This is a genomic window from Endozoicomonas atrinae, assembly GCF_001647025.1.
In the GTDB taxonomy this organism is placed as follows: Bacteria; Pseudomonadota; Gammaproteobacteria; order Pseudomonadales; family Endozoicomonadaceae; genus Endozoicomonas; species Endozoicomonas atrinae.
In genome coordinates, this window is record NZ_LUKQ02000054.1 from 1 (window position 1) to 15259 (window position 15259).

Genomic DNA, 15259 nt, shown 5'->3' on the forward strand with positions numbered 1-15259 from the left:
GAAAATCAACATCATTAAAACCTTCGGGTAGCTGTGGTCGACGAGACATCTGTTCTAGATAATGCATGGTAATGATGCCTAAGCATAGTTGGCGGCAGCTTAAGGATTTAGAAAATGCGATTGGTATGAATACCCTGAAAGGTTTCTACCAGTCTCTTAACAGCATTCTGACTGATGAATACCAGCCGAGCTGCCTGGCCTGGTCACCGGTTAACCGCATAGCTTCCGTGGCTATTGACAACCCATTCGCTGGGCTGGCTTTCAGCCGCTGGACACGGGGCATCAGCGACCAGCAACCTCCGGTTTCCGTGATGCTCACCAGCGGCACCCTTGGCATCTCCACCCAGCAGGGAATTGCCCGGTTTGCCCCTCTGCGCTCAGCCCTGGGTATCCGCGAAGTGGATATCAGCAGCTATGGCCGCTATGCGCCCAGTCATTATGGCGACATCCGGTTTGTACTGGCAGGAGACGTACCAAACCCTTTTATGGACAACCGGGAAAACGACAATGAACAGGCCGACTACAACCAGCAATGGCTTGCCTTTACGGCGAACATGCTGGAAGCCTGTCTAAAAGAAGGAGCCACGCTCTGTCTCTGCCCATCCTTTGCCGAAGTCGCAGAGCTTCAAACCTTGGTAAACCTTCCTGAAATTGGCTATCACCTGCGCGGCAGCCGTCTTGATGAGCTGATAGAACAGCTGCAGGCCGGGCAAATCACCGCCATCGTCACCCCATCCGCCTGGGAAGGTGTCGGCATCCGGTCAAAAGATGGCAGCCAGCTCCTGAAGAACATTATGGTCACCCGTCTCCCTGTCCAACCCCCCAGCCGGGTCATGGAGAACGCCTTTGCCGCCCGCTATATCAGTAATGGCCGGAGCAGGGATGAAGCAAACAAGGTACTATTTGCCCGGGTACGGGATCGTGGCCTTCGCAAACTCCGCCAGGGGCTGATCGGCCGGGGCATCCGCGCCAGCCAGGACAGTGTCACCGGCTGGATAGCCGACCCCCGCATCGGCCCCGACCGCCGCTATCGCCTCGCAGGCGTCATCCCCGAACGTTTTTTCAGCAACTATGAACAGGCAGAATATTTTCAGTCGGACGGCCATCGAATACCACCAAAACCAAAGACTGGAAAGCCAGAAGTTTTGGTATGGCTTTAGTCTCGTTACCCGTTGCCAGTACACGAGCCCCGAAAAAGGCAAAAGGTGCAGTCCGCCCACCGTTATGCGCTTTTCGAAAAAGACAGTCAACATTCTTACGGTCAAGCGGTACGGCTAACAGGGCGATTTTCCAAAGGTATTGATATGAGCCAGTTTGATCTTTTCGAAAACAGTAAAACCGTGCCCCGCCTATCGGCGTCTGCCTACCGAAAACAACAGGAAACAGCTTTTACGGACGTCGGGAGCAATGAGCGGGCAACGGATTTCAAATCGTTTGAACTGGTATTTGAAACCGGCTCCCCAGTCACACTGCGCAAACACCCAATCCATCTGGATGGTCTGTTGTCGTATGCTTGTTTCCAGCACACCGGCTGCCCCGAAAAGGCGCTTGCCATGCTGCACACGCTGCTCAAATACGATGAGCATCATGACCTATACCATGGCAGCGCCCTGGCCTTTGGTGTCACTCCGGAGCAGGGAATCACCGCCAGGCACCGCCACTATGTCGGGAGTTTACGCTTTGGTAAACAACTCAGGGATAACCGGATCACCCCATCCAGGGTGGCTAATGATGGAACCGAGGTATTTCGCAGGGTTTTCACCACTGGCGGACCGGAAAAAAGTCGCTTAAACCGGTTTGAAGCTTTCCATTCGCCCTGGCTGGTGTTCCACGGTGTCGGTGATATCCACCGTATCGAATCTCTGGCGCAATTTTACTGCGCCCGCATCGGAGTCAATGCCAACTCCGGCAGCGGTACCGTGCGCAACCTCTGGATTAACACCATCGATCACGACTACTCCATGATCGATGCCCACGGCCAGATAGCCCGCAACCTGCCCATGACCTGGCTGCAGAATCAGGAACAGGCACCGGACTACACACGCTCTGCATCCATCCCGGTCAAGGCCCCATACTGGCCAGGGCATCAACAATACCGTCCGGTAGATGGCGTACCGGCGGATAAAGTCCGTCGGGTCATATTGATACGTTAAGAACGCTTCCCACTACCCGCTTCCTGAAAAAGACAAGACAAGTGCTTTACGGGAAGCGGGCAGCAGGAAACGACTTTTAAAGAGGTTAAGAATGAACACCCACCACCACCGACGCCCCTACTACTTCCGCGGCACCACCACCGCCGTCTCCGGGCTGGCCGTCAGCCGTCCCGACGATAACTTTGCCAGTTCCACCGGATCAAAAGATCTCCAACGCCTCCCTCGTCTGGGTCCGAAACTGGATCAGTCGCCGGTTTTTTTTCCGGGAACCCAACTGCGTCACCTGATCCGCGAAGCCTTATTAGTGGGGGCCTGCAAATCGGCCGGAGGCCGTCTCCCCCTGAAGGACCATTTTATGCTGATTCAGGGTGTAGCCATTGGTGAGCTGGCGAAAGAGCTCAACGCCACATCCATGGAAGGCTCCATTGAACGGGAGGAAGGGCTCAGACGTATCAATCCGCTGATCAGCCTCGGTGGTTTCTGGAAACACGCTGGCACCCTTGGCGTAAATGACTGGATACCGGAAAACACCGCGACGCCGGTTCACTACCTGCACTCCAAAATGCGCGGCATGCCCCATAAGAAAAACCCCGAACTGGTCAGCTATCTCCCGGAGACTGATGTTGCACAGCTCAAGCGCATCATGACCGAAGATGGCGATATCGCCCGCCGTGTCCGTGACATTGATGATGAAATCAAGGCCATAAAAAAAAGCTACGCCAGTGCCACCACTGCAGAAAAGAAAAAGCTCGGTGATCAGATCAATCAGCTGGAAGCCAGCAAGGCGGACATCAAAAACAGCAAAGAGGGACCGACCGAAACGCTGGTTCGACCGGTCGAAGGGTATGAAGCCATCTGCCCCGGCACCGTCATGCGCAGCGGAATCGATATTGCCCGGGCTTCCGAGCTGGATCTGGGCTTTATCCTCTATGCACTGAGGGAAATCAGCAAACACCCGTTTGTGGGAGCTCATTTCGCCGATGGCAAAGGGGAGTTTGCCCTTGACTGGCAGGTTCGCACTTGGGGCGATGATCTTAACGCTCCGCAGACTCTCGGGCGGATAACGGTCGGGCTGTTATCGTTTGACATCATTCCGGAAGGAAATGACAAGACCCTGCAAGCAGCACTGGAACTGGCGGATGCGGCTTTTGCCAACCCCAAAAAATACGGACTGGATTTCAGCGTCTTTAACCAGAAAAACGGTTAAAAGGTGCTTCCCCCTGCCCGTCAAAGCTCATCTTTTATCTTTAACGGACAACGGGCAGGATCTTTCACCCCCACAACAGTGGGGAATACACCAAAATCTGATGTGCATGAGTTCGATCGGGACGCTAACCCCCACAACGGCGGGGAATTTTACCGAGCGGGAAGCTCCTGCAAAACCAGAACGCCAACCCCCGAAAATCGGGGAACATCCAGCACCCAGGCCATCGATGCCATCAATCATCCGCTAACCCCCATAATCGATGGGGACTCTGATAAACCGCATCAAAGGAGTTGCCCTGATCACGCTAACCCCCGCAACAGCGGGGAATGCTGACAATTTAACCGGTTGAAATTCAACAGTAAAGAGTCGCTTCCCGTGCCCCGTATAAGATAAGTGCACGCTCTTACGGGTAACGGGTAAGGAAAACGGGCAACGTCTTTTGATTGCATTGCCATTGGAAACCGGTAAAATTTTTAGCCGATTTAAAACCCGAAATCAACATCAGCTTACAAGAGCGGCCAAACCATTCAAATGTTGCAGTTTCAGCTACGCATTTTGCTGACGGGCGGTAGCGTAAGCGCAGAAAACATAGCATCTCCGTTGCCCGTTGCCCGTTGCCCGTTGCCCGTTGCCCGTTGCCCGTTGCCCGTTGCCCGCACAAGCTTAATCCGCCCAATCGTACGCGCAATGAAAAAACAGCCAAAGTTAACTCGTTCCTATGCTCCGAAGGTTGTCACATAAGGTAGCGAGCACAGGTAAGACAAGACAAAAAATGGCGAAAACCAATACCGCACTCACAGAAAGGAAGTTGAAGTCCGATACGCCATCCTCAGACTCCATTCAGCAAAAGCCATAAAGCACCCTGCAAGCAGAGCTTTTAAGGGTAACGGAACAGGTACGGAAAACGGCTACGACCAAAGAAAGACAGGAAACCACCAACCATGAACCCTCTAAAAGAAGCGGGCATTTACAAAATGCTCAGAGAAGTTTTCTTTGGTATGACCATGGATGACTTTATGATTTTTATGTACGTATCCACCAACCCAACAGCGCCCTGGGATGCCATTGCCTCCGAAACAGGCTGCTGTCCGGACAAAATGGCTACCGCACTGAATAAATTATGCAGCAGTAAATCGGTAACCAAGCCCTTCCAATACGGGTTACTCAAAAAAGTAGAAGGCCTTGATGGCGTCACCACCTTTGCTCTGACCGACAAAGGCCGCCAGTACTCGACACTCTTTCACTGAAGTTCCCCGAAGACCACCAACCTCACCAGAGACGCCATGACTCAATACACAAACCAGCCCCAGGACGACGAGGTTATCAGCCTTACCGAGATCATTCGCACCCTCCTCCGTGGCAAGTGGTGGATTATAGGCTGCACATTATTATGCTCCCTGGTCGCCCTGACTTACCTACTGGTGGCAACGCCAGAGTACAGCACCAGGGCACTGCTGGAGCTGAAAAACGGTGTCGAAAAAGACGGAGAAACGCCAATACCCCTTGCCAACACCGCCATTGAAGTCATGCGCAGCAGCGTGGTGCTGCAACCGGTGATCACCCGTGAGAAGCTTGATATCGAGGCACGGCCAGCCTACTTACCCCTTATTGGTGAAGCGCTTGACCGGGAGTTGGACAACCAAACCATCACCGTGACCCAGTTCAATGTGCCCCGCCATCTTCAGAACAAACCATTCACCCTCACCTACCTTGGTAATAATGCTTACCAACTGGATTATCAGGGCAAAACGCTGTTTAACGGACAGGTCGGTGAGATCGTCCGAGCCCAGGACAACGGCCAGACAATTGAGCTGCTGATCTCGAACCTAAAGGCACCCGACCACAGCGAATTTGTGTTAAAAAAGCGCTCCATGCCCAGGGCAACCGAAGACCTGCTGAAACAACTGACCATGAGTGAGCAGGGCCGAAACACCAACATAGTGATGCTATCCATCACAGGTCCGGATACATCCGCCAATGAACAAATACTCACCACCCTGATCGCACGTTACCGTGAATACCGGTCGGAAATAGCAAGAGCCAAACTGAACAACGAGAAGCAACAGGTAGAAGCCGCCCTGCAGACGGCCAGAGCCAACCTTTCACGGGCAGAGGCCGACCTGACAAAAATTCAGGCAGCCAACATCAACGAATCAACGCAGCAGGAGGAACAACAGCAATCCATCACCACCCCAACCACAGAAATTCAGCAGACCATTGCCGCTGAAATGCACACCTATAACGCCCTGCTAAACAAACGTGAGTTACTGAAAATAGCGTTGAAGTGGGAGGCGGAGAAAGAGAAAGTACAGATACTCAGCTACGCAACATCATCCCAGAACCCCATCAAACCCAGAAAACCATTGGTTCTGGCCCTGGCGACCCTGCTCGGTGTAATGCTGGGTATCGGACTGGTGTTATTTCGGGAAATGCTGACCCGGGAACTGACGCCGGAGGAGCTGGAATCCCTGACCGACCTGAAAGTCTACACGACTATTCCATACTGCAAACACCAAAACAACAAAACGGGTAAACGACAAGTACAAAGCATCAAGCAACAGGATCAGCAAACCGACAGCAGGGCACTGGTCACACGACACCCGGCTGATCCGACCACTGAAAGCCTGCGCACCCTGCGCACCAACCTGCTCTATGACCTGACCAAAGCACACAATAACCGCGTTATACTTACCAGTTCATTACATGGCGCGGGCAAAACCTTTATCGCAGCCAAACTGGCCGAACTGTTAGCTCAGGCAGGTAAAAAGGTATTACTGATCGATACAGACCTGAGGCAAGCCACTGACCAGCGGGAAAGCCTTAACCACTATTTTGCCGAGAATGCCACAACAGGCCTGACGGATGTGCTCGCACAACCGGACGGCAACCCCATCGTAAAAATCAGTGAGCGGCTGCACCTGTTACCCAGCGGTCGTCCTACAGAGAATCCGGTAGAACTGCTGATGGACGATACTTTTACCCAAATACTGGAGCGCTTCTCCACCGAGTACGATATAGTGCTGCTGGATACCCCGCCACTGCTGCCGTATACCGATAGTGCAGTCATCGCCGAACGTTGTGCCATCACCCTATTGGTGGTTAATGCTCAGAAAGACGATATTGTGAGTATTGTAAATGCCAGTCGTCGTCTTGAACGGGTCGGCATTACGGTGCTGGGCTCTGTGATAAACCAGATGACTAAAACCGAATACAGTTAAGGTCGTTGCCCGTTGCCCGTTGCCCGTTGCCCGTTGCCCGTTGCCTACCAGTCTTATCCACTGACTCTCTTACGGGAAAAGGTTACGGACAACTGGAAACCATATTCATCGGCAACTCCCGTATTGCATTGTCGTGCAACGGGGGTAAAATACGCACCCAACTTATACCACTGGTCAATTGCCAGGCAAAATCCCCTGAAAACAGTCAACTTCGCTAACGGATGGATGATCGACAATACCCGATGCCCCGTTTGGCAATGAGTTCTGTTTACTTTACAGGGCTGAAAACACAGCACAACTCGTCTTTCTGCCCACACATCAGTGAGCATTCAGGCATCGTATCCGTGCGGTTATACAATCTGAACCCTGCAATTTCAGCTCAAGCAAAAAGTTGAAGGGCGGTAGCGTGGGGGAGAGGTAAAATTACTCGCATGTTGTGAGTCTCGCGCACCAATCCTCCTAAACCATTTCATTGACCTCTCAGTTCATAACACCCGCACAACCAGATCTGAAGATGTATTTTGATGTAACTGCTTTTGCCTGCTAAGAACGGCTTTAGCCGCTCTCCTAAGGGAAAATCATGAAAGTCCTGAAGCTACTGGCGTCGAGCAGGTAGGTGTAAATCCTTATAGAGCCAGATAAGCATCCATTGTCTTATATAAAAAAGATATGGATGATCTGGCAATGAATGCATTTGATTTAATGAACAAGCTATCTGTCATTTATGATGCGCGTCAGCAATGGAAAGTAGATCATAAGCTTTCTGATATTCTGCTATTAACCATTTGCGCAGTGATCGCAGGCTGTGAAGGTTGGGAAGAAATTGAAGATTTCGGTAATGAAAGACTCGACTGGCTAAGAAATTATGGTGAGTTTGAATACGGAATCCCTTCGCACCATACCATTTCAAGAGTGGTTTCAGCCGTTAATCCAAAGCAATTTCAAACATGCTTCATTGAATGGATGCAGGGCTGTCATCAGGCAACCAATGGAGAAATCATTGCAATTGATGGTAAAACGGCAAGAGGGTCTTACGATAAAGGCAAGGAAAAAGGTGCAATTCACATGGTGAGTGCGTTTGCGACAGCAAACGAATTGGTTCTTGGTCAAATTAAAATTAATGATAAAAGTAACGAGATTACCGCCATACCTGAACTACTTGATCTCCTGGAAATTCGCGGCTGCCTCATAACCATAGACGCCATGGGGTGTCAGAGGGAGATTGCCAAGAAAATCGTCGATAAAGACGCTGATTATTTATTGGCGGTAAAAGGTAACCAGGGCAAGCTTCATGATGCCTTTGAGAATTATTTTTCTATTGAAAAAGTGAATCAATGGAAAGGTGATACTTTCAGAACCGAAGAGAAAAGCCATGGCAGAATGGAAACACGCCTTCACATAGTCAGTGATATTTTTGATGAGTTCGTGAACCTTTCTTTTGATTGGAAAGGAATGAAAACACTTGGAATTATTTTGTCTGCCAGAATGGAAGACGGTGTATTTAATGCCGACGACATCAGTATTCGTTATTACATATCCTCTGCTGAATTAACGGCAGAAGAGTTTGCACATGCTGCAAGAGAGCATTGGGCAATCGAAAATAAACTCCATTGGAAAATGGACGTTGCAATGAGAGAAGATGATTGTCGAATCAGAAGAGGGAATGCAGCTGAAATGCTCACGGGTTTTCGGCATATGGCAGTCAATATGTTGAACAATACCAAAACCTTTAAAGCAGGTTTGAAACGTAAGCAGAAAAAGGCAGCCATGAGAACTCAATATCTGTCTGAAGTCCTCGCAGGGTGCGGGGTTTCATGATTTTTCCCTGCAGACAGTATTTATTTAATGGTCACGTTGCACTATATGTGATAGTAAAAGACGGTAGAGTGCGTATCTGTAACTATTTATAGCATACGTTTTCCACTCTACTACCGCCTTTTATAAACAGAAAACCGTAATTGGAAAACGCACACCTGAAAGGAGCAAGTATGGCCGAACCACTCATCCACAACATTCAGCAAACTCTGGAAAACAGCACCATTGCTATTATTGGCCTCGGCTATGTAGGCCTGCCACTGGCGGTAGAGTTCGGCAAAAAATTTAATACTATCGGGTTTGATATCAATCTCACTCGCGTCGAGGAGTTGCTGGCCGGTCACGATAATACCCAGGAAGTTGATGACAAAGAGCTAGCCACGGCTACCCGGTTAAGCTACAGCGCACAACAGGAAGACCTGAAAGCGGCCAACGTTTATATCGTCACCGTTCCGACGCCAATAGATGCGCATAATCGTCCTGATTTGACACCCCTGATCAGGGCTTCTGAAATGCTGGGCAGTGTGATCAGCGAGGGTGATGTGGTTATCTACGAGTCAACAGTTTATCCGGGTGCTACTGAGGAAGATTGCATCCCCCTGATCGAAAAAAAGTCTGGCCTGATCTTTAATAAAGATTTCTTCGCTGGTTATAGCCCGGAGCGGATCAACCCCGGCGATAAAGAACACCGGGTGACCACCATAAAAAAAGTCACATCAGGATCAACCCTGGCGGTGGCAGATTTTGTGGATGCACTCTATCAGTCGATTATTACGGCAGGTACTTACAAGGCCAGCAGTATTCGTGTTGCTGAAGCGGCCAAGGTCATTGAAAATACCCAGCGTGACTTGAACATTGCCCTGGTGAATGAGCTGGCTCTGATTTTTAATCGTCTGGGTATTGATACCGAAGAAGTCTTACAGGCAGCAGGTACCAAATGGAACTTTCTACCATTTCGGCCCGGGCTGGTTGGGGGACATTGTATTGGTGTCGATCCTTACTACCTGACCCACAAAGCCAAGGAGATTGGCTACCATCCTGAAGTCATTCTGGCAGGGCGTCGAATTAACGATGGCATGGGCCAATACGTTGTCTCGCAGGTGGTCAAAAAGATGATCAAAAAACGTATCCATGTGGTAGATGCCAACATACTAATTATGGGGCTGACCTTTAAACAGAATTGCCCGGACTTGAGAAACACCCGCGTGGTGGATATGGTCAGGGAGTTCCGTGAATACGGCGCCCATGTGGATGTTTATGATCCGTGGGTAAACCCGGTAGAAGCAGAACATGAATACGGCATTACACCGGTAAAAGAACCCGCAGCTGGTAAATACGAAGCCATTGTTCTGGCCGTTGCCCATGACCAGTTTATGGCGATGGGGGCAGAAAGCATCCGCAAACTCGGTCTCAAGGAATGCGTGGTTTATGACGTTAAGTATGTATTACCTGCTGAAGCTGTAGACGGTCGGCTTTGAATAACGCTGACCGCAGTCCGATTTCTGTAACCCGAAAAAGAAGTTCAGGTATGGAAAGCACATTGTGGGTACTGCTCAAAAGCGCTATGTAACAATTCGTTTCGTTGTCTTTTACGGACAACGGGCAACGGAATTCGGACAACAATCTTTTATTATGAAATACGATCAAGTTAAACAAGACCTGAAAGCAAATCCGAAAACCTGGCTCATCACCGGCGTTGCTGGTTTTATCGGTTCCAACCTTTTGGAAACCCTGCTTAAGCTCAATCAGACCGTCATTGGCCTGGACAGCTTTGCCACCGGTTATCAGCATAATCTGGATGAAGTCCAAGCCCTGGTTACTCAAGAACAGTGGCAACGCTTTACTTTTATTGAAGGCGATATCCGCAACCCGAAAGATTGCTACAAGGCATGCAAAGGGGTGGACTACGTTCTGCACCAGGCTGCTCTGGGTTCAGTGCCCCGTTCCATCGATGATCCGATCACCACTAATGAAACTAATATTGCAGGCTTTCTGAATATGCTGGTGGCAGCCAGAGATGAAGAAGTTAAAAGCTTCACCTATGCAGCCTCCAGTTCGACCTATGGTGATCATCCTTCGTTACCCAAGGTAGAAGAGAATATTGGTAATCCACTATCCCCTTACGCTGTCACCAAATATTTAAACGAACTCTATGCGGGTGTGTTTGCAAGTACCTACGGATTCAAAGCCATCGGTCTTCGATACTTCAATATTTTTGGTCGTCGTCAGGATCCGAAAGGAGCCTATGCAGCAGTGATCCCAAAGTGGACAGCGGCGCTGATTAAAGGTGATACGGTTTACATTAATGGCGATGGCGAAACCAGCCGGGATTTCTGTTACATCGATAATGCTGTGCAGGCCAATGTTCTTGCTGCTGTGGCAGATGATGAAGTAAAAGATAATGTCTTTAATGTGGCGGTGGGAGATCGCACAACCCTTAATGATCTATTCAAGGCCATAAAAATGAATCTGGCAAAGACATTGCCTGAAGTAGCAACCGCAAAGCCAGTTTACCGCGATTTTCGGGCTGGGGATGTGCGTCATTCTCAGGCAGATATTATGAAAAGTAAAACCTTACTCGGCTATCAGCCAACCTACAAAATCAAGGATGGGGTAAGTGAAGCAATGCCCTGGTATTTAAATCAATAAATCATTTAGGGTGCTGGATCCTGGTTCCAGTTCACGTTCAGCACTCATTCGGAAACCATTCATGAAAGTTTTTATAAGCAGTGCGAGCCGCTTCATCAGCACCTTGCCCTCTCTGCGCATGAAATTAACCATGCTTAAGGGGTGCTGAGCATTGTGTGCAATTAGTGGTATCTACCAGAAGCCAGATCACAATATTGATCTCCACAAATACCTTGAAAATATGCTGCGGGTGCAACACCATCGCGGTCCCGATGCCCATGGAATATGGCTGTCGGATAATGGTGCTATTGGGCTCGCCCACAACCGCCTGTCCATCCTTGATTTAACTGATGCAGGGAGTCAGCCTATGCACAGTGTGGGCAGGGACTACACCGTCGTATTTAATGGGGAGATCTACAACTACCGCGAGCTACAGCAACAACTTATCGCCAAGGGAAGCCAATTTCGCACACACAGCGATACCGAAGTACTGATTGAAGCATACCGTCAATGGGGTGAAGCCATGCTGCTTCACTTACGCGGCATGTTTGCCTTTGCCCTTTACGATCACGCTGCCGACACGCTTTTCTGTGCCCGTGATCGGGTTGGCAAAAAGCCGTTCGTCTATGCACAAACCTCACGGGGTTTTATTTTTGCATCAGAAATTCTGGCAGTACGCCAAGTTGAGGCAATAGACACAGGCTACGACCATGACGCTATTGCCGCGATGTTACTGCACAACCTGCGCCATATTCCTGATCCACATACTGCCTATCGCGGTATCAAAAGGCTACGTGCTGGACACGCCATGCGCGTACGGCAGGGCAGGATTGACCAAACCTGGCGTTACTGGACGCCAACTCAGTCCAGCCTGCCCACCACCGCTCAACAATTGCGAACTACCCTGGAAGAAGCGATAGCCTTGCGCATGCGTGCCGATGTCCCTGTTGGGGCTCTGCTTTCTGGTGGTATCGACAGTTCAGCTATTGTGGCGATGATGCAGCAACACGTTACTCAGCCGATCCACACCTACGCTCTGGGCTTTGATCGCGATGATGAAGACCTTCGCCGTGCTCGGCAGATGGCACAACAACTTGGCACCAATCACAAAGAGTTCTACTTCGACCCTGAAGAGCAGTGGCAAATTTTCAATCAACTGATCGTCACCCATGGTGAGCCGATTATGCTGCTGCCGCTGGTACACGCTTACACCCTTTGTCGTTCAATACGTGATGACGGGATTAAGGTAGTACTCACCGGAAATGGGGCCGATGAAATTTTTTACGGCTATACAGGTCATACCCGTACCCTGCGTATTTCTCGTTGGCTCGATCGCATCGCTCCATTGCGGCCACTCCTTAATCCTCTCAAACAGACCCGTTTGGGCTGGATGGCTGCCAAGCCGGGGGCACGCAAGGCTGCTTTTTATAGTGCTATCGCTAAATCCACCTGGCATCACTGCCTGTCGGCTGATGCTATCGATACCCTTGCTAACCGTGCAGCTGAAGAGCTGGGATACTGGGGTGAACTCTGTCCTTCACAGCATTACATTGATGAGTCAAATTTCGTTGCCCTGATGGTCGAAAATACCCATTCAGTTACGATTGCCGGTGACCTGCCAGCGATGGCTGCATCCATTGAGATCCGCGCTCCATTTTTGGATCAGGAAGTGATTGATTTCGCACTGGCCACATCGCCCGAGCTCAAAATTCCTGATGCCAATAACAAAAATTGGCTCAAAGCCATTCTGCGTGATGCAGTACGAGACCTGATACCTGAATCACTTCTCAAGGCGCCAAAGAGAGGGTTTGGGTCGGGCATCCAGGAGGCAGATCTGTTGCGCGGAGCTTGGCGTGCTCGAACAGACGAAATAATGGAAAACCCAAATACTGTTGATGGGCTCCTCAGCAAAGCCGGCATCCAGCAGCAATGGCAGGGTTTTTTAAGTGGCGATGCTGTAGCAAGCCACGTGGCAAAACAGCTTGCATTGCAATGCTGGTTACACGAGGAAGATGATGCAACTCACTGAACAGAGTCGACAGGCCTGGGTGCAATTTTTGAACAATCAAGATAATTACGGTCATGCTCGGCGAGTTCTCCATGGTACTGATATTGATGCCCATGTACAGGCTTGTTGGGATTCATCTCGGTCCACTGCGAAGGGGATAAAAGCCGACCTCCCTGACATAAAGGTAAGGCGAATCCTTGAAATCGGTAGCTCTGCCGGGCTTAATTGCTACGCCTTGCAACAAGAGTTTCCAGACGCCGAAATAATCGGTATTGAGCCAGAACATCAAGCAGTCAACGCAGCCAATGCCATGCACAGTAAAGACCAAGCACGACAACCTCAATTCGAACAAGGCTTTGGTGAAAATCTACCATTGCCTGACGGAACGGTTGACCTTATTGTCTGTCATACCGTAATAGAGCATGTCAACGATGTCGAAGCAGTGGTTAGAGAAATGGCACGGGTGCTCAGTCTAACCGGTGCTATTCACCTTGAGGCCCCCAACTACCGATTCCCTTACGAACCCCATTTAGGTGTCTTCACTATCCCACTTTTTGGGAAAAAATTCGTTAAATTCACGGCATTGTTACAAGGTCAATGGAGCCAGCTCAACTTTATCAACCACTTGAAATTCGTCACGCCCGGATCATTACAACGGCTATTTAAAAAATATGGTTTTTGTTGGGATAATCGTGCAATTGATAAACTGCGCGCAGCAGCCAGCGGCAAGGCAGTTATTAAAAAATATCGACTGATAGCTAAGGTGCTCGGTGTATTGCAGCGCATCGGCGTGGCTCCACTCATTATTGCTATAATCGGCACTTTAGGTCTCTACCCAAGCGTTCTTTATACTCTGCGAAAACAAACACATGCCTAGCAAGTTTACCGCCCTTTTATCCCGGTTGCCGCTTAACCGTAATTATGCCAAGGCTCTAATAACAGGGTATGGCTTGATGGGGGTCACTATTGTTGTTCAGTTGGTTTTGGTGCCACTCTATCTTAGCCATCTTGGTAAAGAAAAATTTGGTGTGCTGGCAATGATACTGGCTGCGAACAACTATGTGGCGATTGGAGTTGGATGGCTGAGTGGAGGCATGGCACGCATTATGGCAGAGCGTGCAGCCATCAATGATGTCAAAGGATTTAGATCAGCATATGCGTTTGCAAAATGGCTATATGTTGGTTACGCAATATTAGTTGTTCTGGTGTTTTGGATAACAGTACCCTTGTTGATACCTAATGCACTTAAAGATATAGAAATTGTGACAGCTCTATTGCTGGCATGTCTCTACTTAATATTGTTGTACGAGTATAACGCTGACCGACTTGCATTCAATGCCTGCCACAAGCAAAGCAAAAGCAATCGGAATGAAATGATTGGTCAAATAATTTTTGCCGTTGGTGTCCTTGCTGGCCTTCATGCTGAATGGGGTCTCGCAGGAGTTATTTCAGCTCAAATCGGAGGGATTTTTACGATACGCACATTAGCATGGTTTTATTGGGGGAAAGATGTCTATCAATTTGCGTGGATGAAATCAATACCAGACTTTCGAGACCTTTGGAGTCGTGTTAGCGGCAAGATGGGGCGGGAATATGTTATTTACGGTATATTGCTACTTACATTGCAAGCCGATGTGTTGGTGCTCGGGTGGTTAACAGATCCAGAGACAGTGGCCAATTACTATCTGCTTTGGAGAATACCTGAAGTGATAATCCTGGTATTCTGGCGTATACCCGGATCATATGCCCCATTTCTTATCGCCATGGATACAAGGGAGGAACATGATGGACTACAGAAAAATTACAAGCGTGGACTCTATTTTATGATGGCCGTCGCAGGGGTTGCCGCACTGATATACGGCACGATAGGTAGTTGGGTTGTCACAATTTGGGTAGGCGATAATGCTCCGGAAGGGCAACTACCCTACCTACTCGCTGCAACTGCAATGTTTTTCTTGGCGGTTTCACGATGGCCAGCAGACATTGCATATTCATTGATCAATACAAAACCATTGAACCGTATCGTAGCGTTAGAACTTGCTGCCAAGTTGACTATAGTTCTGTTATTTTTCTCAACTTTTGGATATATCACTCCAATTTTGGCAGTAACCATTGTTCATGGTTTGCTGGTTTTCTACCTTTATTTATGGCTTGGGCGAAATACCATTTTATTTGTTGCTAAAAAAAATGGTAATGAAGATAGAATTATAAAAAATGGAGGTAACTGAAA

General features: G+C 49.3%; 11 protein-coding genes. All 11 read left to right on the forward strand.

The annotated features are described in order from the left end of the window. Positions 1 to 71 precede the first annotated feature (71 nt). The 11 genes from AK963_RS09900 to AK963_RS09950 all read left to right on the forward strand — a co-directional run bounded on the left by AK963_RS09900 (position 72) and on the right by AK963_RS09950 (position 15257). Positions 72 to 1160 carry an ATP-dependent DNA helicase gene (locus AK963_RS09900; protein ID WP_139117337.1) on the forward strand — a complete coding sequence of 363 codons (1089 nt, stop codon included), beginning with the start codon at positions 72 to 74 and terminating at the stop codon, positions 1158 to 1160. A 144-nt stretch (positions 1161 to 1304) separates the two neighbouring features. Further along, on the forward strand, positions 1305 to 2153 hold the full coding sequence (locus tag AK963_RS09905; protein ID WP_139117338.1) for a hypothetical protein: 849 nt from the start codon (positions 1305 to 1307) through the stop codon (positions 2151 to 2153). A gap of 91 nt (positions 2154 to 2244) precedes the next feature. After that, entirely contained in the window at positions 2245 to 3360 is a 1116-nt protein-coding gene (locus AK963_RS09910) for a hypothetical protein (RefSeq protein WP_066015291.1), read from the forward strand. A 941-nt stretch (positions 3361 to 4301) separates the two neighbouring features. After that, positions 4302 to 4607 (forward strand): hypothetical protein, encoded by a 306-nt coding sequence (locus tag AK963_RS09915; protein ID WP_066015292.1) that lies wholly within the window; start codon positions 4302 to 4304, stop codon positions 4605 to 4607. Between the two features lie 36 nt (positions 4608 to 4643). Continuing rightward, positions 4644 to 6578 carry a polysaccharide biosynthesis tyrosine autokinase gene (locus AK963_RS09920; RefSeq protein WP_066015293.1) on the forward strand — a complete coding sequence of 645 codons (1935 nt, stop codon included), beginning with the start codon at positions 4644 to 4646 and terminating at the stop codon, positions 6576 to 6578. A 684-nt stretch (positions 6579 to 7262) separates the two neighbouring features. After that, the gene (locus tag AK963_RS09925) at positions 7263 to 8396 is read left to right on the forward strand and encodes an ISAs1 family transposase (protein ID WP_066015310.1); all 1134 of its coding nucleotides are present in this window, start codon (positions 7263 to 7265) and stop codon (positions 8394 to 8396) included. A gap of 170 nt (positions 8397 to 8566) precedes the next feature. Further along, complete coding sequence (gene tviB / locus AK963_RS09930) at positions 8567 to 9871, forward strand: Vi polysaccharide biosynthesis UDP-N-acetylglucosamine C-6 dehydrogenase TviB (protein WP_066015294.1); 1305 nt, start codon at positions 8567 to 8569, stop codon at positions 9869 to 9871. 64 nt (positions 9872 to 9935) lie between these two features. Continuing rightward, positions 9936 to 11042, forward strand: a complete 1107-nt coding sequence (locus tag AK963_RS09935; protein WP_274520509.1) for an NAD-dependent epimerase/dehydratase family protein — start codon at positions 9936 to 9938, stop codon at positions 11040 to 11042. A gap of 151 nt (positions 11043 to 11193) precedes the next feature. Continuing rightward, positions 11194 to 13050: an asparagine synthase (glutamine-hydrolyzing) gene (asnB, locus tag AK963_RS09940; protein WP_066015295.1), complete on the forward strand. Its 1857-nt coding sequence runs from the start codon at positions 11194 to 11196 to the stop codon at positions 13048 to 13050. Next, entirely contained in the window at positions 13034 to 13906 is an 873-nt protein-coding gene (locus AK963_RS09945; RefSeq protein ID WP_139117339.1) for a class I SAM-dependent methyltransferase, read from the forward strand. Before asnB ends, AK963_RS09945 begins: the two co-directional genes overlap by 17 nt. Next, complete coding sequence (locus AK963_RS09950) at positions 13899 to 15257, forward strand: lipopolysaccharide biosynthesis protein (protein WP_139117340.1); 1359 nt, start codon at positions 13899 to 13901, stop codon at positions 15255 to 15257. The genes AK963_RS09945 and AK963_RS09950 overlap by 8 nt, the downstream gene beginning before the upstream one ends. Positions 15258 to 15259: the final 2 nt, after the last annotated feature.

Bases quoted from the DNA above. Each gene is read 5' to 3' on its own strand.
- AK963_RS09900 (WP_139117337.1), top strand. From the start codon at position 72: ATGATGCCTAAGCATAGTTGGCGGCAGCTTAAGGATTTAGAAAATGCG.
- AK963_RS09905 (WP_139117338.1), top strand. From the start codon at position 1,305: ATGAGCCAGTTTGATCTTTTCGAAAACAGTAAAACCGTGCCCCGCCTA.
- AK963_RS09910 (WP_066015291.1), top strand. From the start codon at position 2,245: ATGAACACCCACCACCACCGACGCCCCTACTACTTCCGCGGCACCACC.
- AK963_RS09915 (WP_066015292.1), top strand. From the start codon at position 4,302: ATGAACCCTCTAAAAGAAGCGGGCATTTACAAAATGCTCAGAGAAGTT.
- AK963_RS09920 (WP_066015293.1), top strand. From the start codon at position 4,644: ATGACTCAATACACAAACCAGCCCCAGGACGACGAGGTTATCAGCCTT.
- AK963_RS09925 (WP_066015310.1), top strand. From the start codon at position 7,263: ATGAATGCATTTGATTTAATGAACAAGCTATCTGTCATTTATGATGCG.
- tviB (WP_066015294.1), top strand. From the start codon at position 8,567: ATGGCCGAACCACTCATCCACAACATTCAGCAAACTCTGGAAAACAGC.
- AK963_RS09945 (WP_139117339.1), top strand. From the start codon at position 13,034: ATGATGCAACTCACTGAACAGAGTCGACAGGCCTGGGTGCAATTTTTG.
- AK963_RS09950 (WP_139117340.1), top strand. From the start codon at position 13,899: ATGCCTAGCAAGTTTACCGCCCTTTTATCCCGGTTGCCGCTTAACCGT.